The following is a 20849-nucleotide window of genomic DNA, read 5'->3' as shown; positions in this document are numbered from 1 at the left end:
CCTTTGTGGTTCGCCTTTGTGGTTCGCCTTTGTGGTTCGCCTTTGTGGTTCGCCTTTGTGGTTCGCCTTTGTGGTTCGCCTTTGTGGTTCGCCTTTGTGGTTCGCCTTTGTGATTCGCCTTTGTGATTCGCCTTTGTGGTTCGCCTTTGTGGTTCGTCTTTGTGGTTCGCCTTTGCGGTTCGCCTTTGCGGTTCGCCTTTGCGGTCCGCCTTTGCGGTTCGCCTCTGTGGTTCGCCTTTGTGGTTCGCCTTCGTTGCGCGCGAGGTCACCGTCATGACACATCCATTCCGCCTGATTCCTTTCGCGCTTGCGCTGTGCTGCGCGACATCCGTATTCGCCCAGACCGCGACGCAGCCCGGCGATCCGAACGCGCCGAAAACCCGCGCGCAGGTCCGCCAGGACTTCCTGATCTGGCGCGCAGCCGGCTATGACCCGGACGACTGGCTCAACTATCCCGACAACGCCATCGCGGCAAGCCGCATCGTCGCGCAGCGACAGGCGCAGGGCAACACCGCGCAGCACTGAAAGCAGCCAGCGGTCAATCGTCCTGGTCGGAGTAATCCGTGTATTTGCGCGCGTCGCCCCTGACGCGCTCCACCGGATATTTCGCGCGGTTGAGCGCCATCTTCTCGATCAGCGCGCGATACAGGTCGACATCGAGCGCATCGGCGAGCATCACGAGATAGGCGAGCACGTCGGCCATCTCGTGGCGGATGGCGCGCAGCTTCGCTTCGTCGAGTTCGCTTTTGTCGCCGCTCGAAAGCCACGTGAACGGTTCGAGGAGTTCGCTCGCTTCCACCGAGAGCGCCGCCGCCAGGTTCTTCGGCGAATGGAAGCGGCTCCAGTCGCGCTCGCGGACGAACTCGCGCAGCAGGTCGCGCATCTCGGCGAGTTCGCCGCGCTCCGTTTCCTGCGGGTTCCCGGGCTCCATGCTCTCCTCCGACGAGGTTCCGCTCTCACGCATCCGGATACAGCCCCAGCGTGCGCGCATGCAGCCGCGCCAGTCCGAGCAGCGCATCGGTGAAGGGCGTCGGCACGCCCGTCATCGCGCCAAGCTCGCGCACGGAGGCCACCAGCGCGTCGAGCTCGACCGCCTTGCCCGCCTGCACGTCCTGCAGCATCGAGGTGCGCATCGCGCCGAGCCTGCGCGTGACGGCGTGACGGTCTTCGGGCGCCTGCTCGATCGGAATGCCGAAGCGCGCGCCGATCTCCTTCGCCTCCAGCATGACCCCGGTGACGAAGCCGCGCACCAGATCGTCGGCGAGAATGCGGTCCGTGGTGGCGCCGGTGATCGCGCTGATGGGATTCATCGTCATGTTGCCCCACAGCTTGAACCATACGTCGCGCTGGATCAGGGGCGAGAGCGTGGCGTCGAAGCCCGCCTTGGCGAACAGGGACACGAGCGCCTCGGTACGCGCGGCCGGCCCGCCCGCCACTTCACCGATCATCAGCCCGCGCCCGTGATGATGACGGATGACGCCCGGCGTCTCGACGTAACAGCTCGCATGCACGACGCAGCCGACCGTTTGCGCAGCCGGAATCGCGGCGCCGATGCTGCCATGCGGATCCACCGATGACAGTTGCCTGCCGGTGAAGGGCGCGGGGAGCCCGTCGCAGAACCACCAGGGCACGCCGTTCATTGCGGTCAGGACGAGGGTGTCAGGCCCGATGAGCGGCGCGATATGCGCGGCGACCGACTCCATCGCCGGCGCCTTGACGGCCACGATGACCAGATCCTGTACGCCGAGGTCCGCCGGGTCGGCGCTCGCCGCGACCTTCACGGTATGAGTCGCGTCCTGTTCGACGAGCCGCAGCCCGTCCTGCCGCAGCGCGTCGAGCGTCGCGCCGCGCGCGACCACGCTGACGTCGCAGCCCGCCTGCGCGAGCTTGACGCCGAGCCAGCCGCCGATGGCGCCCGCGCCGTAGATGCCTGTTTTCATGGTCCTGATTCCTCTCTTCGCCGGCTATCGATCGTTCGCCATTGTAAGAGCGGAACACGGCGCCGCAGCACATTCAGTGCGCGATGCCCGTCGCGAGCCGGGCGACGATCAGCAGCGTGGCGCCGAACGCGCCCGCCAGCGCGACAGCGATGAACGGCAGCAGCGACACCTTGACCTGCGCGAAATCGGCGTTGTGGGACGCGCGCCGGCGCACGCCGAAAAAGCTCCATAGCACGATGCGGATCATCTTCAAGAGGTTCACGAGCGGCTCCTTCAAAGGGGACATGAGTGCTTCATGCCTCGATGATGAGCGGCGCAGCCGGCAAAAAACAGCAGCAGTTGCGGCATTTCGAGCGGTAGCAGAAGGCTGCGCTCTATGGGCTCGCTTCGCTGTTTCAAGAGACGCGCGGCAAAAATATAGTCCGCCTGAAGCCCTGTTGCAGGGTATTGAAACGATAGCCTGCGCACCTACCTTGGATGCGGAGGCGGCGAATCGACACGCTGCCGTTTCAATTTCCTGCTGCCGGCCGCATGGCCGCAACCCTGGAGACTCGACCATGAGTGACTTTTATTTTGGCGGCGACCTGTTCTCCGAACTGGACCGCGTGCAACGGCAGGTGTCCACGCTCTTCGGCAACGTTCCTTCGAGCATCCGTTCGAGCCGCGCGGACAGCTTTCCGCAACTGAACATCGGCAGCACCGACGAAGCCATCCAGATCGTCGCTTTCGCGCCGGGCGTCGAGCCTGCATCGCTCGATGTCACCGTCGACAAGGGCACGCTCACCATCAGTGGCGAACGGCGTGCGCCGGCCGCCGCGGAAGGCTCGCGCGCCTATGCGAAGGAACGCTTCAAGGGCAGCTTCCGCCGTGTGATCGAACTGCCGCAGAACGCGGACAGCGACAAGGTCGAAGCGCGCTATGAGAACGGCACGCTGTTCGTCACCATCGGCAAGCGCGAGGCATCGAAGCCGCGCGCCATCACCATTCAGTAAGAGGGAAGCCATCATGTTCGATACCCCGCAAGCAGCCACACGTGTGGCACCGCAGGACGCCGTGCGCCGTGCCACCGTGACGCCCGCCGTCGATATCATCGAGGACAGCCAGGGCATCACCGTGTGGGCCGACCTGCCCGGCGTGCCGCGCGACAAGCTCGATGTGAAGGTGCACGACGCGCGCCTCACCATCGAAGCCGAAGCGGACTTGCCGGTTCAGGGCGCGGTTCGCGCGCATCACACTGAACTGCGCGCGCCGCGTTTCGTGCGCGCCTTCACGGTGAGCGACGACTTCGACACCACGAAGATCGACGCCAATCTCAGCCATGGCGTGCTGAAGCTCACCATTCCGCGCCGCGAACAGGCGCGTCCGCGTCGGGTCGACGTGCGCGCCAGCTGAAACGCCAGTAAGCCCAACAAGAACGGCCGCGTCTTCGCGGCCGTTTTCGCATCTGAAAGCGACTCTTTATAATCGTCCCTGGCGGCGCCCGCCGCCCAAGTCAATCATTCAAGAAAACAAGGGACTATCGTGAAGAGGCTGTTGACGGTGTTGTTGGGTTCGATGCTGATGGTATCGATCGGTGCGCATGCGAAGGAATGGTCGACGATTCGCTTCGGCGTCGACGCAAGCTATCCGCCTTTCGAATCGAAAGCGCCGGATGGCTCGCTGGTGGGCTTCGATATCGATGTCGGCAATGAACTGTGCCGCCGCCTCAACGCGAAATGCGTGTGGGTGGAAAACGCCTTCGACGGCATGATCCCCGGCCTCAAGGCGCGCAAGTTCGACGGCGTCCTGTCCACCATGTCGATGACGCCTGCACGTGTCAAGCAGATCGCCTTCTCGAGCAAGCTCTTTCACGTGCCCACGCGTCTCGTGGCAAAACGCGCCTCGTCCATCCAGCCGACCGCCGAAGCGCTCGCGGGCAAGACTGTCGGCGTCGAGCAGGGCTCGATGCAGGAAACCTATGCGAAGGTTCACTGGGGCGCGCAGGGCGTGAAGGTGGTGTCATACGCCGATCAGGACCAGGTCTATCAGGATCTGCTGGCCGGCCGTATCGACGCCTCGCTGCAAAACGCCGTGCAGGCCGAGCGCGGCTTCCTCGACACGCCGCGCGGCAAGCCCTACGGCTTCGCGGGCGGCGCGCTGGAGGACAGCGCGATCTTCGGGCCCGGCACGGCCATCGGCCTGCGCAAGGAAGACACCGACCTGAAGGAGAAGCTCGACGGCGCCATCGCCGCGATGATCAAGGACGGCACGTACAAGCGCATCGAGCAGAAGTACTTCGACTTCGACATCTACGGCGAGTAATCATCATGACGCAGCCGCCCGCATCCGCTTCCTCCAACGTCCACCGCGCGGCGGCTGTCGGCTATACGGCCCACGCGGACAGCTATGTGCGCGGACGGCCGAACTATCCGCCCGCGCTCGCGGGCTGGCTCGTTGAACAGCTGGGCTTGCGGCCGGGCGCGAGCGTCGTCGATCTGGGCGCGGGCACCGGCAAGTTCACGCCGCGGCTCGTGCAGACCGGCGCGCAGGTTTTCGCGGTCGAACCGGTCGATTCCATGCGCGCGAAGCTGTCGGCGGCGTTGCCCGAGGTAAAGGCGCTGGCGGGCACCGCGCAATCCATTCCGCTCGCCGATGCCTCGGTGGACGCCGTCGTCTGCGCCCAGTCGTTCCACTGGTTCGCCGGCCGCGCGGCGCTCGACGAGATTCATCGCGTCCTCAAGCCCGGCGGCAAGCTTGGCCTCGTCTGGAACATGCGCGATGCGCGCGTGCCGTGGGTCGCGAAGCTGGACGCCATCGTCAACCGCTACGAAGGCGACACGCCGCGCTACTACACCGGCGCATGGCGCAGCGCGTTCCCGCATGCGGGTTTCGGGCCGCTCGTCGAAACGCACTTCGGCATCGGCCACACGGGCGCGCCGGAAGACGTGATCCTGAATCGCGTGCGCTCCACGAGTTTCATCGCGGCGTTGCCTGCGGCGGAGCGCGAGGACATCGAACGCGCGGTGCGCCAGTTGATCGACGATGAACCCGACTTGCGCGGCAAAAGCGAAGTCACCGTGCCTTACGAAACCGCCGCTTTCCTCGCGGTGCGTCAATAGCCTTCTTGGGAATCCGCCGCGCACCCTGCCGGCATCCTGCGCACGCCGCCAGTAGAATGAAGACGACCTCGCATCGGCACTGAAAATGAAGCCGCACTGAACGAGGCCGCGCACGAATGGAGATCCGATCCGCCTGATCTGACATGACCGGAGCGGCCGGCAGGCTGGCGCCGCTCACTCTCGCAAGGAGAGTCCATGAAGGTGCTTGCCGTTCATCCCAGCGGGCTGATGTACACCCGCGTCTTCCTCTGCCTCGAACCGCTCGGGCTCGAAACCGTCGCGGCCGCCGTGCGTCGCGCCGGACACGACGTGCGCCTGATCGACCTGCAGGTCGAAACGCATCGCGACCTCGACCGTCTGATCCGCGACTGGCACCCCGATGCGCTGTGCTTCTCGGGCAACTATCTCGCCAACATTCCGGAAATCATCGATCTGGCCCGCGCCGTCCGCGACGTCCTGCCGGCCTGCTTCGTGTTCGTCGGCGGCCATAGCGCGTCGTTCACGGCGGCGGATCTGCTGCGCCACGCGCAAGGCGCGATCGATTGCGTGCTGAAAGGCGAAGGCGAAGCCTCGGTGAATGCGCTGCTGCACGCGTTCGCGACCGGCGCTTCCCTGCTCGACGTGCCCGGCGCGGTGACGAGCGAAGGCGCGGGGCCGCCGCCGCGTTTCGTCGACAGTCTCGATGACCTGCTGCCCGCACGCGATCTGCTGCGGCATCGGCGCAAGTATTTCATCGGCACGCTGGATCCGTGCGCGTCGATCGAATTCGCGCGCGGCTGCCCGTGGGACTGCACGTTTTGCAGTGCGTGGACCTTCTATGGAAGAAGCTATCGCGCGCGCAGTCCGCAGGTGATCGCGGATGAACTGGCGTCGATCCGCGAGCCGGGCGTGTTCATCGTCGACGACGTTGCCTTCGTGCACGCCGAGCATGGCATGGAGATCGGCCGCGCGATCCAGCAACGCGGCATCCGCAAGCAGTATTACCTCGAAACCCGCGGCGACGTGCTCCTGCGCAACCAGGAGGTGTTCCGTTTCTGGCGCACGCTCGGCTTGCAGTACATGTTCATCGGCATGGAGGCGATCGACGCCGAAGGGCTGAAAGCGTTTCGCAAGCGCATCACGCTCGACAAGAATTTCGAGGCGCTGGAGTTCGCGCGATCGCTCGGGATCACGGTGGCGATCAATCTCATCGCCGATCCCGACTGGACGCGCGAGCGCTTCGAGGCCGTGCGCCAATGGTGCCTGGAGATTCCGGAGATCGTGAACATCAGCGTCAACACGCCCTATCCCGGCACGGAAATCTGGCTGCGCGAGCAGCGCCGGCTGACGAGTCTCGACTATCGTCTCTACGACATCCAGCACGCCGTGCTGCCCACGCGCCTGCCCTTGCCCGAGTTCTACGCGGAACTCGTGCGCACGCAGCAGGTGCTCAATCGCAAGCACATGGGCTGGACGGCGTTGCGCGGCGCGGCGGGCCAGGCCGTGCATTTGCTGATGCAGGGTCAGACGAACTTCATCCGCATGCTGTGGCGCTTCAACTCGGTGTTCGATCCGCGCCTGCAACTGGGCGATCACGCGCGCACGGTGCGTTACCCGATGACGCCGCCGCCTCCGCCCGATGCGGCCGCGAACGTCAAGGCCGTCTACGTGCACGGACCGATGGGGCGCAAGTCGCGGCGCATCGATGAAGCGACCGAGAAGTTCGTCGATGAAACGCGAAGCGGCGTGGATTAGCGCTTTCTTCAATGACAAGGAGACGTCGATGGCAACGCTCAAGCAGATTCAGGCGCGGCTCAGGAAGTTGCAGGAACGCGCGGAGAGCCTGATTTCCGATCGCGCGCAGGCGGTGCTCGACGACATCCGCGCGATGATGGAGCGCCATGGTCTGACGACGAGCGACATCGAGCGGCATCGCAGGAAGGCGAAGCGCGCGGCCAAACCGAATGTCGCGATTCCCGCGCCCGTGAAACGGCACGAAGCGGTGAACCGGGCCGCGAAGAAGGGCAAGCTGCCGGCGAAGTATCGCAATCCGGAAACCGGCGAGACTTGGAGCGGTTGGGCCCGGCCGCCCGCGTGGATCGTTAATGTGAAGGACCGAAGCCGTTTTTTGATTGATGCGGAGGGGACGGAGATCGCAGTGAAGCCGAAGCCGAAGGCTGCTGCGGGACTCAAGCCGAAGCCGGCAGCGAAGAAGCAGACGCCGAAACCCGCCGCGAAGAAGTCCGCAGCAGTGCCGGCTCGCAAGACGTCTGGCAGGAAGACGGCAGCATCGTCGAAGTGAGGAATTTTGCCGCTGAGGAAACGCGTCGCGATGTGTTCTTGCGCGTGGATTTAGCGCTTTTTTGCAGGGAGGCGAGGAAGTGCTGGGGAACGGAATTAGTAAGATTGGGCGCTTTTGGTGAAACTCGAAAAACAGGAACCGTGAGACAGCCCGAACTTAGGCGGAAAGTTGAGTTGCAGTGAGCGGTGGTCACGGTCGGGGACCAGGGGCGGAAGCAGCCATACGGCGCTGACAGGTCTTCCAAGGACAGAAATGGCCGGCGGGGTTGACCGTAGCCGACCCTTCTCGGCCATTCGACAGCCGCTGCATTGGATGTCTCTTCATGACGTGCAATGGTCATTCGCTCGCAGCCCCGCCAGCGAGTCATCGGCCTCAGGGGACGCACGCCCTGCACGCTCCGTCTGACTGCTTCACGTCACTTTGCCGAATTTCTGAGTTGGTTGAGGTCAGTGCAGGCTTCCGAACCCTTCGCCCGATGATGGTCTGGAGCATGTGCTACCCTGCCATAGCGATGTGAATGGGCGCACTCCGCGTCGCGCTTTTTCTGTTCAGGCGACATTCAGCCTTCCCTCTCCCGGTTTGCCTGAAACAGCCAAACTGCGCTCGATTGAATTAAGGTCAATAATTCATTAAACATTCGGCTCAAGATGTACTCGGAAAGACTTGTAGTGACACAAGGATCGGAGGCCGCGTGTTCGTCGGATCTTCACTCAACTTCTATCTTTTCGCCCCGGCATGAGTAATCCTGCCAAGCATCCAACAGCGGTTGACGCAAGGGCGACCACCCCCCCACTTAACGCGCCAGTCACTCGCTCCACACTAAGCATGATAAGCATAACTACACTAAATATAATCGCTAACACAAAACCGAGTATGTAATATCGAAATATCGGAGCATCGAGGCCGGCTAACTTCCTTAGCTCGACAATGACTGCAATCTGTTCATTAGCAGAGAGTCGTTCATTCATCAAGGTGATCTCGATGAGACGGCAAACATCGGAATGAAGCGAAACCTTAACTAATGAGTGTGAGCAAGCGCACTCTCTCCCTGACAATTTATCACGCTCTTTATCGTATGATGAGCACGGAATGGATTGATGAGGCTCACAGGACATCATATTCTCCGTCGAAGAGGAAAAGACCAAGCGGCCTCCACCAAATGAACTTTAGTATCATTAAGCGCCCGCTAGACATTTTTGGCGGTTTTCGATCATCCTCAGGCGTTAATCAAAAAAAATCGTACCATGCAAACTCAATTGCTTATTTAATAAGGGATGTAACCTCAGCTCCGAGGGGAACAACAATTCCTGACTGCTGCTTGTTTTCTGGTTGCATCGGAAATCGTTCTTTGGTATTGAACAAACTCGTGACACACGGTCTCGCTGTAAGTCCAAAGAAATGCATCGGGGGTTGCCTTGACTAGGATTCCGAGACCGCTATTCCCGCTGACGACTGCATTCATCGCGTTGCTTTTGAACGGCTGTGGGTCCAATACGAAAGATTTGCCGGACTCCGCAGTGAGCAGGACGTTACCTCTTCGGGCACAATCGAGTACCTCCATACCATTCCGCCAAGAAGGTAGTTCACCCATATCCTCCGTTGACACACCTAGTTCCGCCTCGGCGACGCTTCCTTCGAAGAAAAATCGTTCCGAGCGAGGCACCCAGCCTGAGAGAACTGCAAATCTTCTTTCTCACACTCGAAGAGCCGAAAGTTCTCATGCCGATGCAATCGAGTTGCCAAAGAAAGCTTCTAATTCCAGGTCAACCACCCCGCCGATAACGGTATCTGAATCCCATCTTAAAGCGCGGGCCGATACCCCCACAGATTCTGTAAAGGAAGCGGTGGCTGCAGCGGCAGCGAATTCCTTTCCAATCGTGCAGCCGCCGGACCCGTCGAATTCGGCCTTGGTGCCACCTGTTGCTTCCAGCGCCCCAGCAACGTCACCTAGTACCGAAGTAAACGATTTCGCCTCAGCGACGCAATTGCCGAAACCCCGGAATGCCGACTCGGCGCCCCCCGCGGCTAGAGTTCCCAACTCGGCTTCAGCCTCGACGCTTAAGAAGCCAACCGATCCTGCTCTATCCGCGATACCACAGGGAGCAAGTGTATCAATCGTTGATTCGCCTTTGCCAACGGCCAAATCGTACGGCCATCGACCACAAGCCGAGGTAACCGAAATGAGTGATATCGCAATTGGTGCAAGCGGAGTAACACCAGCGATCGTCGATTGCACGAAGTTTGTTTGCGCGAAAGGCACTTCCGTAACACTTATTGTCGGTGCACTGGCGCTTGCAATATTGGTCTGCGGTTTCGCTCTACTGGTGATGGTCTGGAGGGGAAAATTTTCGATCAGGGATCCGAGAAATGATCCTCTAAGTCCTCATCTCCTACAGATTATGGGCGTATCGTTCTTGCTGCCCGTCATCCTCGTAATTGGCTCAACCGGACTTTTGGCGAGCGAGGCCATGACTGCGCTTCTAGGTGCGATAGTGGGCTATCTCTTTGGCACAAGTCATAACACAGTCCAAACTGTTGTCCCACGAGACAATAGAGAGCCGCCAGCGGTCACCAACGCCTTTCCTTCAAACAGTGTCCCTCCGGCCCCGAGCAGCACTGCGGCGGCTCCGGGCAACACATCTCCTCATCCGGACGTGTCTGGAGCGGCCAGCACCAAACCGGACGATTCATTTAAGCTCTGACTGCGAATCGGGAACGCTGACTCTTCGTAAAAGTAAGCAACCCATCCCGGACATTGATTCTTGTTGGCAACTTCGCGCTCACGACAATGAGCAATCAAAATCGTGCCGACTCGACCACCTCCAACGACAGCGCTGCAACCGTCAACAAGAACCGGTTCAGTGCTGTCGGACCAGACATCGCAGCTTCAAGGGATGCCGAATTAGCCGGCAAGCTGTTGACGACGACGCCATCTGAACATCAAATTGACGTTGACGTCCTGTTCGCGAGCGAAGCACGCGGCTAGAGCGTCGCTTCGACAACCTGATGCTAACCACGTTTCGAAGCATTGAAACCACTACTGGGACTCAACGGCGGGGAGTTGAAAGGTTCCGTCATGCACGCCACCTTCTTGCAGATTGCAGTTCGGCCGTGATTGAGGCGCGCTCAGTTGTACGTCAGCAATGTCGCGGATTGTTCCCGGCGCTTCAATTCCCGAAGTTCGTGTCTGCGACATTCAACACGGGCGCGATCAACATACGTGATCATGCCTAAGAGGTCCGACCTTGTCGGATGTTTGAGATCGAACGGCGGTACGAGCACGACTAAGCCAAAAGAAATATTTCAGGAAAATTCTTCCTTTTTGTCTAGAATTGTATTGTTAGGGTTCCTTCAGGAAGATGTCAATGAACTCGACGATCCTTGCGGAGCTCGCGAAAATCGGGGCTAGCCCAGTGGGATTCGGTGCTTTCGCTCTCGCGCTGGTTATTGGCCTAGCGGGGCGCCGTCTAATCGGATACTCAGTGACCAGCACACTATTGGCTGTGCTTTTAATTGCCGGAACACTGATGGCGGGATTCTATGTTGCGGTCCTTAATTCTCATCCTTCAACAATCGAATCGAAAGACGACTCTGTTCGAAAATCCACTAATTCGAAGGACGACTCTCTCCGACCGATCGCTGAATCGGCTACCCCTGCCAATGTTCCTCGGCCTCAAATGATCGATTCATCCGAAAAGTGCGTCAACAAAGGATCCGTTAGTGCGCAGTCCGGCGGTATCGCCATAGGTGTCGAGTGCCAGAAATGATTCAAGCATCCTCTTTCGGTACGCTTGTCCATCAAATTACTGCCGTTTTCCTTCTATTTGTCTTGCTTGGCGGCAGGGTCGGCGCACAGTCAGTCGGAGACCGAGCGAACCCGCCCTCTGTCAGCGCTACCACATCGGGAGTTGCTATTGGGACAATTGCATCAAAAAACGTGGAAGTGAAGACATATCAGATTACGAATTTTTATCAGGTGCCTTCTACCAAACTTGACCGTGTAAAATCACTAGCGCGTCAAATCAAAGCGATCGAAACGCTTTTGGACGCTGGGTACATATCACAAGCGTCTCAGCAAATCGATGCTGCATTCAGCATCGCCTTGGGAGACCCCGATATTGTCACGACACATGCCGGCCTTTTGATTATAACAAATTTGCACATTTTAAAAGCACGAGCCTTCGAGGCGAGCGGTCAGGTAAAGGAAGCGAGCTTGGAATACATCAAACCACAGGCACTACTGAACGGTGATAAAAGACTGCGACAAGACTATCTTGCGAAAATCACTGAACGCCAGGCACTGCTTTCAACGCCCCAAGGGTTAAGCGTGTTTATTGAGTTCCGATGTGGTTACAGCTATTTGGAAAAATGCTTTGATTTAGCCGTTACGAGGGCACGACAGAACTTTCGAGCCGGTGCTCCATGCGCACCATCCGGAGACTGCAGTCATAGCTATGCTCAATACATCCTTGATTTCACAGCGCCCAATAAGTTGAATTATAGTAGTTGGAATGTATATTCTCCTTATTTTGAAAGTAGATATAAGATCTACTTAACCTATTTAGCAAGCCTTCTAAAATACGGCGGCTCCGCCGGTCGCGACACTGCTGCAAGTGTTGACCGCAAATTCACCGAGGAACTGAAAGAGACGCTATTGCTGTATCAAGATGAAAATCACAATGTTCCTCCTGGATTGAAATTGGATATTGCGTACATCTTTGGAAATCGAGCCATCATCTCGATTCGTACCGGCGACCATAACTCTGGCGCTCAATATAAAAAAGCTGCTTCCTATATGAATCAGCTTCTAGCTGGCGGGGACCTAGATACTATTCCCGACGCGGCGCCACAGCTAAAAAAAATCCAAGACCGTCTTTCAACATGCGGTCTGACAGATAATTTTCGACAAACGCTGTGCGGATTGGAGTTAGGAGAGCCATATCGAGGTAACCTGTCGCCGATGATTGATCCGTTAGACTGATAAATAAATGGCCTTCCAAAGGATCGTGCTAATTTGTAGAGTCCTATTCTGGGCGTTGCCGAGCGGGCGTCTATGGATTTCGGGGCGTGAGATTCGATTGGCGAAGCTATCCGGGCTCCGGTGCAAGGATCTCTTCCCGTCGGACCAACTGTATGGCCGTTAAACGGGCTGAGTCCCTTATCGAATACAGGTTAGACTGACCTGGTTGCGCCGAACAACGGGCGGATTTCGGGATGTACCGGCCGTCCCGATGACCATTGTATCTGGTGACTTAACGGCAGGAACTGGCCGGATGCGCCCCCACATGACCGGCGTACGTACGCCGGTCGCAACGTCCAGACGTTCCAGATCATTCGCGTCTCAAATCCGGTAAAACTCGCGAATTCTATTCAAGCGTCGTCCGCCGCGAGACCGAATTCGTGAGCAAGTCATTGGCTATGCTGGAGTACCAGTCTCAAGGATTCGGTGCTCTTGCAGAATCTTTGACACACAGCCCAGCGCCGTGAGACACGGGCGCATGCGCCTTCCAAAACCGGCACCCTGTTCGCATCATGCGGCCTGACCCAGTCGGAAAACGTCGAGGACCTCATGCATCATTCGATCAAACCTTATGAGCTGACCCACATCGATCTCTCGCGGTTTCAGTTGGTGCAGATTTCCGATAGAACCTTCACGGTGGTCTTGTGGGAGGCGCCCGAACTCACGCAGGCGCAGATGCGCCCGGCCACGCTCACCATCCGGCTCTGCGATCCACTCAAACCGGTGCGCCGCACGGATGTCTGCGAACCTCCGCGGACGCATCTCGCGGCCGCGCGCTTCAAACAAAACCGCCCGCAACGCATGCAGCAACAACACGCAGTCGCTTGAGACCGCTCATCAGCCGCCGCTGATCGCTCCCTCCAGAAAGGCCCACAGCGCGTCATCGGCGGAATACGGCACGTTGAAGCGGAAGCACGGACTCGCCGCGTCACCGGGACGGAAGTAGGAACCCGGCGCGAGCCAGATGCCATGCTGCAACGCCTGCGTCGCGACGGTATTGCCGCGTGCGGGATCGATCGGCAGCGCGCCCCACACGAACAGCCCCGCGCGCGGCCGGCGGAACAGTTCCACGCCGAGCGCATCCATGCGCTCTTCGATCAGCACGTGCGCATCCTTCAGCTTCTCGACGACGAACTCGACGTGCCGCGTGTAGCGTCCCTCCGTCAGCACCTTTTCAACGATCCGTTCGGTCGCTTCAGAAGTCGTCAAACCCACCGCCATCTTCGTGCGCGCCAGTTCGCGCAGCACTTCGCGCTCCGCGACCACATACCCGCAGCGCAACGACGGCGTGATCGTCTTCGCGAAACCGCCGACGTACAGCACGCGGTTGAGCCCTTCCATCGACGCGAGCAACGGTGCACCGGGCGGCGCGAGCTCGCGGTTCACATCGTCCTCGACGACCCACACGCCGTGGCGCTCCGCGATCTGCATCAACCGGAACGCCGACGCCATGCTGAAAGTTGCGCCCGTGGGATTCTGCAACGTGGTGTTGAGGAACACCGCCTTGGGCCGGTGCTCGATGACGACGCGCTCGAACACGTCCGTATCGATGCCTGCAACCGTGCGCGGCACGCCATGCACCTGCAAGCCCGCGAGCTGAAGAATCTGCAGCAGGTTGCAGTAACCGGGATCCTCGACGACCACGGCATCGCCCGGGCGCAGCAGCGTGCGCACGATCAGGTCGAGCGCCTGCGTGGCGCCGGCGGTCAGGAGCACGTTCGCGGCGGCATCGACCGGCAGGCCATGGCGGTCGAGCTGTTCCGCGATGCGCTCGCGCAGCGGCGCGAACCCATACGGATGCCCGTAGTCGGCAATGCGCGCCGCCGGCACGCGACTCACCGCCCGCAGCGCATGTTGCAGGCCGCTTTCGTTGACCCATTCGTTGGGCAGCCAGCCGCAACCGGATTTGATCGGCACGGAATGATCAGCGAAGACATCGGACAGGAGCCAGGTCGCGGTGAGGCTCGGCGGCTGCCACGCCTGGTCGCGCACACGCTCGCTACGGCCACGCACCGCCACCCGGTAACCCGAACCGCGCCGCGCGGTGACGAGACCCATCGACACGAGCCGGCCATACGCTTCTGTCACCGTGAAGGTGCTGAGCCGTTCGGCTTCGGCCAGCCGCCGCACCGAGGGCAGCAACGCGCCCGCGCGCAGCGTCTGCTCCTCGATGGCCTGCGAGAACGCGCGCACCAGTTGTTCGACGAGCGTCGGCGTCTGCCGCGAGCCGCGCTCCAGTTTGAGTTCGATCATGGAGGCGAGCATAGCGCGTGCCATGCGCGCTAACCAATACAGTTCGCCGCATTTTGCCAGCACAGTTAGCAGCGCAGTGAGAGAACTGTCTATGCCGCGCAAAATGGCGGCGGAATACAGTGCAGTGACCGCACTTCTCCCGGAGACAACCTGCCATGAATGCCCGCCCCGTCATCGAAGACCTTTCGTCGTTCTGGATGCCCTTCACCGCCAATCGCCAGTTCAAGGCCGCGCCGCGCCTGCTGGAAAGCGCGAAGGGCATGTATTACCGTTCGACCGACGGCCGCGAGGTGCTCGACGGCACCGCCGGCCTGTGGTGCGTGAATGCGGGACATTGCCGGGACGAGATCGTCGAGGCGGTGCAGAAGGCCGTCGCCACGCTCGACTTCGCGCCGACCTTCCAGATGGGCCATCCGCTTGCGTTCGAAGCGGCCAGCCGGGTTGCCGGCCTGATGCCCGAAGGGCTCGACCGGATCTTCTTCACCAACTCGGGTTCCGAGTCCGTCGATACCGCGCTGAAGATCGCCCTCGCCTATCATCGCGCGCGTGGCGAAGGCCAGCGCACCCGCCTGATCGGCCGGGAGCGCGGGTATCACGGCGTCGGCTTCGGCGGTATTTCGGTGGGCGGCATCGGGCCGAATCGCAAGACTTTCTCGGGCGGCCTGCTGCCGTCCGTCGATCATCTGCCGCATACCCACGATCTCGCCCACAACGCCTTCACCAAAGGCCAGCCCGCCTGGGGCGAGCATCTCGCGGAAGAACTGGAGCGCATCGTCGCGCTGCACGACGCCTCGACGATCGCCGCGGTGATCGTCGAGCCGCTCGCGGGTTCGACCGGCGTACTGGTGCCGCCGAAGGGCTATCTGCAAAAGCTGCGCGACATCTGCACGAAGCACGGCATCCTGCTGATTTTCGACGAGGTCATCACCGGCTTCGGCCGTCTCGGCAAGGCCACCGCTGCCGAATATTTCGGCGTGACGCCGGACCTCATCACGATGGCCAAGGCGATCAACAATGCGGCCATCCCGATGGGCGCGGTCGCGGCGCATCGCAAGGTTCACGACGCGATTGTCGATGCGGGCGCCGCCAACGCCATCGAACTGTTCCACGGTTATACCTATTCGGCGCACCCGATTGCAACGGCGGCCGCCATCGCCACGATCGATCTCTATCAGCGCGACAAGCTGTTCGAGCGCGCCGCATCGAAGGCGGAGAAGTTCGAAACCGCCGTGCACGCGCTGCGTGACGCGCCTTTCGTCAAGGACATCCGCAATCTGGGGCTGGTGGCCGGCATCGAACTCGAATCGCGCGAAGGCGCGCCGGGTGCGCGTGCGTATGAGGTGTTCGTCAAGTGCTTCGAGGCGGGCGTGCTGGTCCGCTACACCGGCGACATTCTCGCGTTCTCGCCGCCGCTCATCATCGAGGATGCGCAGATCGAGCAGATCTTCGGCACGGTGAAGAAGGTGCTGGAAAGCGTCAAGTAAGCGTCTTCAGCTGGAAGCGGACTTGCCACATGTCTGTGGCAAGTCCGCGATGCATCACGCCTGATTCGCCACCGCGCGGGACTCGATCAGCAGTCCCCGGTTCACCCCATAGTAGAGAATGCCGGGCACGAGCAGGCTCGGAATCCAGCTCACATCCGCGCCGATGATCTTCGCGAAATAGCTGTGATAGAACGACAGATCCATGAACGGCAGCGTGCTGGCAATGCCCAGGCAGTAGATGTCCAGCGTCGACAGGTTGAACTTCCCGTAGCGTCCCCGGCTGTCGTACATCTCCGTGACCGAGTAGTCGCCGCGGCGCACGAGGTAGTAATCGACGAGATTGATCGAACTCCACGGCACCCGCACGTAGATCTGGGCGTTGAGGATGTCGGCGAAGTAGTCGTTGAAGTGATACTGCGTGCCGATGGCAATCACGGTCGCCACGGCCGCCGTCACGGCCAACACCGAAAACGTCACGAGCTTGCCGACCCGCGTCATCTTGCGAAAGCCGCTGAAGATCGTGACCGTCGACATATATGCGCTGTACAGGCTGAGCACGTTGAATTCGAGCACGCCGAGCACGATGATCACAAGCGCCGGACGCGACCCGTGGCCGAACATCGAGGCAATGCCGGTGCCGGTGCCGGGATCGTTGGCGATGGCCGGGGCGAGCGTCGCGAGCAACGCACCGAGCATCATGACGAGCAGCGAACCCAGCAAGCCGCCCAGGTAGGTGTACCAGAACGTGTGCTTCGTTTTCACGTTGGCCGGCAGGTAGCGCGAATAGTCGGCCACATACGGACCGAAGCCGAGCGTCCACGAAGCGGCCTGCGCCACGACGAGATTGAAGGCGCCTGCGGAGAAGCCGTGCTTCGCCTGATGCAGCATCGTCAGCGTGTCGGGCTGAAGGAACACCATGACCGCCGACGCGAAGAAGATCACGCACGACAGCAGCGTCATGAACGCGCCCATCTTGTGGATCAGCTCATAGCCGATATAGCTGATAACGAAGGTCAGAATGCCGAACAGGATGATGGCTTCGTTGTCGCCCATCGGATTAGATGGCCTTGATCGAATCCCGCATCACGACGCCGCCCGCGGCCACGAAGAGAATGTACGCCAGCACGACGATCGCGAGCGGCAACCCCGCGCCGAACACGCCGAACTGCGCGCGGCTCTGGATCATCTGCGGGATGCCGAGGTGCGGTCCTTGCGCGGAATGCGCCGCCATGAAGACGGTGCCGATCACATTGCCCAGGATCAGCCCGACGATGGTCCAGAACAGGCTCAGCCCCGCGACGATCCCGAGCGTGCCGATCACCAGCGCCGTCACCTGCATGTTCGCGCTGAACCAGATCGTGAAGAGCCGCCTGGGCGTGCCGTAGCGCTCGCTCAGCGGAATGAATTCGATACTGCGCTGTTCCACATCCATGCTCAGTCTCCCGGAGGGGCCCGGGCGACGTCGATGTCGCCGCTTGGCCGGTTAGCCGGTGAGTGCCACTCTAGGAGGCCGTTTTTTTGAGGACTATCGCTTTTCGGAAAATGCGGGTCTTCACTGATGACGGCGCAAGATCCGGGGTGAAGGAAGCGCGCGGCATCCGCATCATGGACACATTCAATCAACGAGGAAGAAACCATGAATGCGCCCCACGTCGTCGCCGAACCGCACATCCTGTATCTCGGCACGCCCGTCGTGCTCGTCAGCACCGTCAACGAAGACGGCACGCATAACCTCGCTCCGATATCGTCGGCCTTCTGGCTGGGTTGGCGCGGCGCGCTGGGCATCGCGACGAGTTCGCAGACCGCGCAAAATCTGCTGCGCACCGGCGAATGCGTGCTGAATCTGCCGTCGAGCGGCGAAGTGGGCGCCGTGGACCGGATCGCGCGAACCACGGGCATGAATCCCGTTTCACCGTTCCGGCAGGCGTTGGGCTATGTCTATGAACCCGACAAGTTCGGCCGCGCGGGCATGACGCGAGTGAAGTCCGATACCGTCGCCGCTGCACGCGCGCTCGAATGCCCGATCCAGCTCGAAGCCGTGCTGGCAGCGGCTCACGGCATCGGCGAGGACAGTGACGAACTGCGCGGCGCGCTGAGTCTCTTCGAAGTGCGGATCCAGCGCGTTCACGTCCATCCCGATCTGCTCATGGAAGGTCACGCCAATCGCATCGATCCGGACAAGTGGTCGCCGCTCATCATGAACTTCCAGAAGTTCTATGGGCTCAGCGGACAAGTCCATCCTTCCAGACTCGCGGAGATTCCGGAGGATGCATACGAGGCGCTTGCTCAGGCGTAAAGCCAGCATGTACAACGCACAGGGCCGCGCATGAGCGCGGCCCTGTGCAGCCCTGCCAGAAGTACAAAAAGCCTCAACCGTAAACCGGGAACCGCTTCGTCAACTCCGCGACCTGCGCGCGCACGCGTTCGAGGCTGGCCGCGTTCTCCGGGCTTTCGAGCACATCGGCAATCAGATTGCCGACGATCTCCGCCTCCTTCACGCCGAAGCCGCGCGTGGTCATCGCGGGCGAACCGAGTCGGATGCCGCTCGTGACAAAGGGCTTCTCCGGATCGTTCGGGATCGCGTTCTTGTTGACCGTGATGTGCGCCGCGCCGAGTGCTGCTTCAGCGGCCTTGCCCGTGATCTTCTTGGCGCGCAGATCGACCAGCATCACATGGCTTTCCGTACGGCCCGAGACGATGCGCAGGCCACGCTTCACCAGCGTTTCCGCCAGCACGCGCGCGTTGTCAACCACCTTCTGCTGATACTCCTTGAACTCCGGCGAGAGCGCTTCCTTGAACGCCACGGCCTTCGCCGCGATCACGTGCATCAGCGGACCGCCCTGGATGCCCGGGAAAATCGCAGAGTTGATCTGCTTCTCATACTCGGCCTTCATCAGGATCACGCCGCCGCGCGGACCGCGCAGGCTCTTGTGCGTGGTCGTGGTGACGAAGTCCGCATGCGGCACCGGATTCGGATATACGCCCGCCGCGATCAATCCCGCGTAGTGCGCCATGTCCACCATCAAGTAAGCGCCGACGCTCTTCGCGATCTTCGAGAGACGCTCGAAGTCGATCTTCAACGCAAACGCCGAAGCGCCCGCCACGATCAGCTTCGGCTTGTGCTCGCGCGCCTGCTGTTCGGCCGCGTCGTAATCGATGTCTTCGGCTTCGTTCAGGCCATAGCTCACGACGTTGAACCACTTGCCCGACATGTTCACCGGCGACCCGTGCGTCAGGTGACCGCCGTGCGCGAGGCTCAGGCCCATGATCGTGTCGCCCGGCTTGAGCATCGCGAAGAACACGCCCTGATTGGCTTGCGAACCCGAGTTCGGCTGCACGTTGGCGGCTTCTGCGCCGAACAGCTGCTTGACCCGGTCGATGGCCAGTTGCTCCACCACGTCCACATACTCGCAACCGCCGTAGTAGCGCTTGCCCGGATAGCCTTCCGCATACTTGTTGGTGAGCTGCGAGCCTTGCGCTTCCATGACGGCGGGGCTCGTGTAATTCTCCGACGCAATCAGTTCGATGTGCTCTTCCTGACGGCGATTCTCATGGCTGATGGCCGCCCAGAGTTCGGGGTCGACGTTTTCGACGGTGCTGCTAGCGCGATTGAACATGGTGAAGTATCGATGAAAGTTGAAGTCGAACTGCTTCGGGTGCCTGATCCACACGCTGCATTTCATCGAAGTCGCGCGCGGCCTGCTAGAAGAATTCCGACATTCCGATGGGACGGGACGCCACAACAGCACAAAAAAAATCGAAGGCCGCATTGGTGCGTGACCTTCGATTCGCATGACCGTGCGCGGAACGTTCGGCGTCGGCAGCCTCAGACCGCCGAGAAGCAGTTGTCCACGAACAGGTGCGTGCCGTTGACGAAGCTGGATTCATCGGACGCGAGAAACAGCGCTGCGGCCGCCACTTCGGCCGGTTCGCACAGACGCCCCTGCTGCGCGGCGATGGCCGCCTCGGTGACATCGACGCCCATGGCCTGAAGATCCTTCAGCTCGCGCCTCGGTGCCTTCGGACCGGATTGCCGTCGCGGTGCCGCTCAAACTGGAAGGTCACGCGAGAATGTGCGGCGAAAAGAGCGATCGCGACAGCCTGCACGTCTTCTCGAGCGGTCCGGAATGCGAGTTCTACCCGCCCGACCGGCATCTTCTGGTGAACGTGGAAATCGAGCCGGAGAAACTCTCGTCGAACCCGTTGCGCATACTCGGCGCATCGCTGCTCGGCCGGCACATGGCGCCGCTGATCCCGATGGCATCCGATGTCGCCGACAACCTGCGCAGTCTGCTCAAGCAGACGCTGGCGGCTGCGGCGCAATCGTCGCCGGGCGAACAGGCGGACACCGACGAGCGCATCGAATTGCTCGAACGCACGGTGCTCTATGCCGTCTCGGAAGTGTTGTCAGCGTCTCCCGCCACCGATACGCGCCCCACGCTTTACTGGTCGCTGGTCAACGAGGTGCAGGAGCGGCTGCAGGATGCGAGCACGTGTCCGCTGTCCATCGCCGATCTGTGCGTGCAATTGCAACTCAGCCGACGCACGCTGCAATACGCCTTCCAGGAAGCGCTGAATCTCAATCCGATCGCCTGGCTGCGCGCCGTGCGCCTCAATCACGTGCGGCGCGATCTGCGGCTCGGCGAGTCCGTGACCTCGGCCGCGACGAAGTGGGGCTTCTGGCATCTCAGCAGCTTCGCGAACGACTATCGCGTCATGTTCGGCGAACTGCCTTCGGTGGCCGCGAAACGCTACGCGCGCCGCCACGCCTGA

General features: G+C 60.9%; 22 protein-coding genes and 1 pseudogene. 14 read left to right on the top strand and 9 right to left on the bottom strand.

Going from position 1 to position 20849, the window contains the following annotated elements; translation table 11 throughout:
* Positions 1-273: 273 nt before the first annotated feature.
* Positions 274-525 carry a DUF4148 domain-containing protein gene (locus QCE63_RS28110; RefSeq protein ID WP_309837743.1) on the top strand — a complete coding sequence of 84 codons (252 nt, stop codon included), beginning with the start codon at positions 274-276 and terminating at the stop codon, positions 523-525.
* A gap of 13 nt (positions 526-538) precedes the next feature.
* Here QCE63_RS28110 and QCE63_RS28105 read toward each other — a convergent pair whose 3' ends face one another.
* The 3 genes from QCE63_RS28105 to QCE63_RS28095 all read right to left on the bottom strand — a co-directional run bounded on the left by QCE63_RS28105 (position 539) and on the right by QCE63_RS28095 (position 2202).
* Entirely contained in the window at positions 539-931 is a 393-nt protein-coding gene (locus QCE63_RS28105) for a nucleotide pyrophosphohydrolase (RefSeq protein WP_309837742.1), read from the bottom strand.
* A gap of 25 nt (positions 932-956) precedes the next feature.
* Positions 957-1940, bottom strand: a complete 984-nt coding sequence (locus QCE63_RS28100) for a 2-dehydropantoate 2-reductase (protein WP_309837740.1) — start codon at positions 1938-1940, stop codon at positions 957-959.
* A 73-nt stretch (positions 1941-2013) separates the two neighbouring features.
* The gene (locus QCE63_RS28095; protein WP_309839291.1) at positions 2014-2202 is read right to left on the bottom strand and encodes a DUF2970 domain-containing protein; all 189 of its coding nucleotides are present in this window, start codon (positions 2200-2202) and stop codon (positions 2014-2016) included.
* 295 nt (positions 2203-2497) lie between these two features.
* Between QCE63_RS28095 and QCE63_RS28090 the strand changes: the two genes are divergently transcribed.
* The 6 genes from QCE63_RS28090 to QCE63_RS28065 all read left to right on the top strand — a co-directional run bounded on the left by QCE63_RS28090 (position 2498) and on the right by QCE63_RS28065 (position 7319).
* Entirely contained in the window at positions 2498-2932 is a 435-nt protein-coding gene (locus QCE63_RS28090; protein ID WP_309837739.1) for an Hsp20/alpha crystallin family protein, read from the top strand.
* Positions 2933-2945: 13 nt separating this feature from the next.
* Entirely contained in the window at positions 2946-3332 is a 387-nt protein-coding gene (locus tag QCE63_RS28085) for an Hsp20/alpha crystallin family protein (protein WP_309837738.1), read from the top strand.
* A gap of 129 nt (positions 3333-3461) precedes the next feature.
* On the top strand, positions 3462-4241 hold the full coding sequence (locus QCE63_RS28080) for an ABC transporter substrate-binding protein (protein WP_309837737.1): 780 nt from the start codon (positions 3462-3464) through the stop codon (positions 4239-4241).
* 5 nt (positions 4242-4246) lie between these two features.
* The gene (locus QCE63_RS28075; protein ID WP_309837736.1) at positions 4247-5038 is read left to right on the top strand and encodes a methyltransferase domain-containing protein; all 792 of its coding nucleotides are present in this window, start codon (positions 4247-4249) and stop codon (positions 5036-5038) included.
* A gap of 195 nt (positions 5039-5233) precedes the next feature.
* Positions 5234-6772 (top strand): hopanoid C-3 methylase HpnR, encoded by a 1539-nt coding sequence (hpnR, locus tag QCE63_RS28070; protein WP_309837734.1) that lies wholly within the window; start codon positions 5234-5236, stop codon positions 6770-6772.
* Positions 6773-6800: 28 nt separating this feature from the next.
* Positions 6801-7319: an H-NS histone family protein gene (locus QCE63_RS28065; RefSeq protein ID WP_309837733.1), complete on the top strand. Its 519-nt coding sequence runs from the start codon at positions 6801-6803 to the stop codon at positions 7317-7319.
* Positions 7320-9036: 1717 nt separating this feature from the next.
* Here the strand turns inward: QCE63_RS28065 and QCE63_RS28060 are convergent.
* A complete protein-coding gene (locus QCE63_RS28060) occupies positions 9037-9555 on the bottom strand; it encodes a hypothetical protein (RefSeq protein ID WP_309837731.1) in 519 nt (172 codons plus the stop codon).
* A gap of 552 nt (positions 9556-10107) precedes the next feature.
* On the opposite strand from QCE63_RS28060, the gene QCE63_RS28055 reads away from it, so the two are divergent.
* From QCE63_RS28055 to QCE63_RS28040, 4 genes are all read left to right on the top strand, one after another.
* Positions 10108-10305: a hypothetical protein gene (locus QCE63_RS28055; RefSeq protein WP_309837729.1), complete on the top strand. Its 198-nt coding sequence runs from the start codon at positions 10108-10110 to the stop codon at positions 10303-10305.
* Positions 10306-10684: 379 nt separating this feature from the next.
* Entirely contained in the window at positions 10685-11086 is a 402-nt protein-coding gene (locus tag QCE63_RS28050) for a hypothetical protein (protein ID WP_309837728.1), read from the top strand.
* Positions 11083-12300, top strand: a complete 1218-nt coding sequence (locus QCE63_RS28045; protein ID WP_309837727.1) for a hypothetical protein — start codon at positions 11083-11085, stop codon at positions 12298-12300. The genes QCE63_RS28050 and QCE63_RS28045 overlap by 4 nt, the downstream gene beginning before the upstream one ends.
* A gap of 588 nt (positions 12301-12888) precedes the next feature.
* Entirely contained in the window at positions 12889-13167 is a 279-nt protein-coding gene (locus QCE63_RS28040) for a hypothetical protein (RefSeq protein WP_309837726.1), read from the top strand.
* A gap of 9 nt (positions 13168-13176) precedes the next feature.
* On the opposite strand, the gene QCE63_RS28035 is transcribed toward QCE63_RS28040, so the two are convergent.
* Positions 13177-14592 carry a PLP-dependent aminotransferase family protein gene (locus tag QCE63_RS28035; RefSeq protein ID WP_309839288.1) on the bottom strand — a complete coding sequence of 472 codons (1416 nt, stop codon included), beginning with the start codon at positions 14590-14592 and terminating at the stop codon, positions 13177-13179.
* Between the two features lie 155 nt (positions 14593-14747).
* Between QCE63_RS28035 and QCE63_RS28030 the strand changes: the two genes are divergently transcribed.
* The gene (locus QCE63_RS28030) at positions 14748-16076 is read left to right on the top strand and encodes an aspartate aminotransferase family protein (protein WP_309837725.1); all 1329 of its coding nucleotides are present in this window, start codon (positions 14748-14750) and stop codon (positions 16074-16076) included.
* Positions 16077-16130: 54 nt separating this feature from the next.
* On the opposite strand, the gene QCE63_RS28025 is transcribed toward QCE63_RS28030, so the two are convergent.
* Both QCE63_RS28025 and QCE63_RS28020 read right to left on the bottom strand, forming a co-directional pair.
* Entirely contained in the window at positions 16131-17129 is a 999-nt protein-coding gene (locus QCE63_RS28025; RefSeq protein WP_309837723.1) for a cytosine permease, read from the bottom strand.
* 4 nt (positions 17130-17133) lie between these two features.
* The gene (locus QCE63_RS28020) at positions 17134-17508 is read right to left on the bottom strand and encodes a cytosine permease (RefSeq protein ID WP_309837719.1); all 375 of its coding nucleotides are present in this window, start codon (positions 17506-17508) and stop codon (positions 17134-17136) included.
* Positions 17509-17712: 204 nt separating this feature from the next.
* On the opposite strand from QCE63_RS28020, the gene QCE63_RS28015 reads away from it, so the two are divergent.
* Positions 17713-18372, top strand: coding sequence for a flavin reductase family protein (locus QCE63_RS28015; protein ID WP_309837717.1), 660 nt, complete (start codon positions 17713-17715; stop codon positions 18370-18372).
* Between the two features lie 73 nt (positions 18373-18445).
* Here the strand turns inward: QCE63_RS28015 and glyA are convergent, their stop codons facing one another.
* Together glyA and QCE63_RS28005 are read right to left on the bottom strand one after the other, a co-directional pair.
* Positions 18446-19693 (bottom strand): serine hydroxymethyltransferase, encoded by a 1248-nt coding sequence (gene glyA / locus QCE63_RS28010; protein ID WP_309839286.1) that lies wholly within the window; start codon positions 19691-19693, stop codon positions 18446-18448.
* Positions 19694-19902: 209 nt separating this feature from the next.
* Positions 19903-20019 (bottom strand): annotated as a pseudogene (locus tag QCE63_RS28005) (SDR family oxidoreductase); the annotation flags it as partial.
* Between the two features lie 71 nt (positions 20020-20090).
* On the opposite strand from QCE63_RS28005, the gene QCE63_RS28000 reads away from it, so the two are divergent.
* Positions 20091-20849, top strand: a complete 759-nt coding sequence (locus QCE63_RS28000; RefSeq protein ID WP_309837716.1) for a helix-turn-helix domain-containing protein — start codon at positions 20091-20093, stop codon at positions 20847-20849.

The sequence above is a fragment of the Caballeronia sp. LZ065 genome (assembly GCF_031450975.1).
In the GTDB taxonomy this organism is placed as follows: Bacteria; Pseudomonadota; Gammaproteobacteria; order Burkholderiales; family Burkholderiaceae; genus Caballeronia.
The sequence above is the reverse complement of the archived record's forward strand: the minus strand, read 5'-3'. Positions and strand labels throughout refer to the sequence as shown.

Coding starts and splice junctions, on each gene's coding strand:
- QCE63_RS28075 (WP_309837736.1), top strand. CDS start 4,247: ATGACGCAGCCGCCCGCATCCGCTTCCTCCAACGTCCACCGCGCGGCG.
- QCE63_RS28065 (WP_309837733.1), top strand. CDS start 6,801: ATGGCAACGCTCAAGCAGATTCAGGCGCGGCTCAGGAAGTTGCAGGAA.
- QCE63_RS28100 (WP_309837740.1), bottom strand. CDS start 1,940: ATGAAAACAGGCATCTACGGCGCGGGCGCCATCGGCGGCTGGCTCGGC.
- glyA (WP_309839286.1), bottom strand. CDS start 19,693: ATGTTCAATCGCGCTAGCAGCACCGTCGAAAACGTCGACCCCGAACTC.
- QCE63_RS28055 (WP_309837729.1), top strand. CDS start 10,108: ATGAGCAATCAAAATCGTGCCGACTCGACCACCTCCAACGACAGCGCT.
- QCE63_RS28050 (WP_309837728.1), top strand. CDS start 10,685: ATGAACTCGACGATCCTTGCGGAGCTCGCGAAAATCGGGGCTAGCCCA.
- QCE63_RS28020 (WP_309837719.1), bottom strand. CDS start 17,508: ATGGATGTGGAACAGCGCAGTATCGAATTCATTCCGCTGAGCGAGCGC.
- QCE63_RS28085 (WP_309837738.1), top strand. CDS start 2,946: ATGTTCGATACCCCGCAAGCAGCCACACGTGTGGCACCGCAGGACGCC.
- QCE63_RS28035 (WP_309839288.1), bottom strand. CDS start 14,592: ATGATCGAACTCAAACTGGAGCGCGGCTCGCGGCAGACGCCGACGCTC.
- QCE63_RS28015 (WP_309837717.1), top strand. CDS start 17,713: ATGAATGCGCCCCACGTCGTCGCCGAACCGCACATCCTGTATCTCGGC.
- QCE63_RS28025 (WP_309837723.1), bottom strand. CDS start 17,129: ATGGGCGACAACGAAGCCATCATCCTGTTCGGCATTCTGACCTTCGTT.
- QCE63_RS28045 (WP_309837727.1), top strand. CDS start 11,083: ATGATTCAAGCATCCTCTTTCGGTACGCTTGTCCATCAAATTACTGCC.
- QCE63_RS28110 (WP_309837743.1), top strand. CDS start 274: ATGACACATCCATTCCGCCTGATTCCTTTCGCGCTTGCGCTGTGCTGC.
- QCE63_RS28030 (WP_309837725.1), top strand. CDS start 14,748: ATGAATGCCCGCCCCGTCATCGAAGACCTTTCGTCGTTCTGGATGCCC.
- hpnR (WP_309837734.1), top strand. CDS start 5,234: ATGAAGGTGCTTGCCGTTCATCCCAGCGGGCTGATGTACACCCGCGTC.
- QCE63_RS28040 (WP_309837726.1), top strand. CDS start 12,889: ATGCATCATTCGATCAAACCTTATGAGCTGACCCACATCGATCTCTCG.
- QCE63_RS28090 (WP_309837739.1), top strand. CDS start 2,498: ATGAGTGACTTTTATTTTGGCGGCGACCTGTTCTCCGAACTGGACCGC.
- QCE63_RS28105 (WP_309837742.1), bottom strand. CDS start 931: ATGGAGCCCGGGAACCCGCAGGAAACGGAGCGCGGCGAACTCGCCGAG.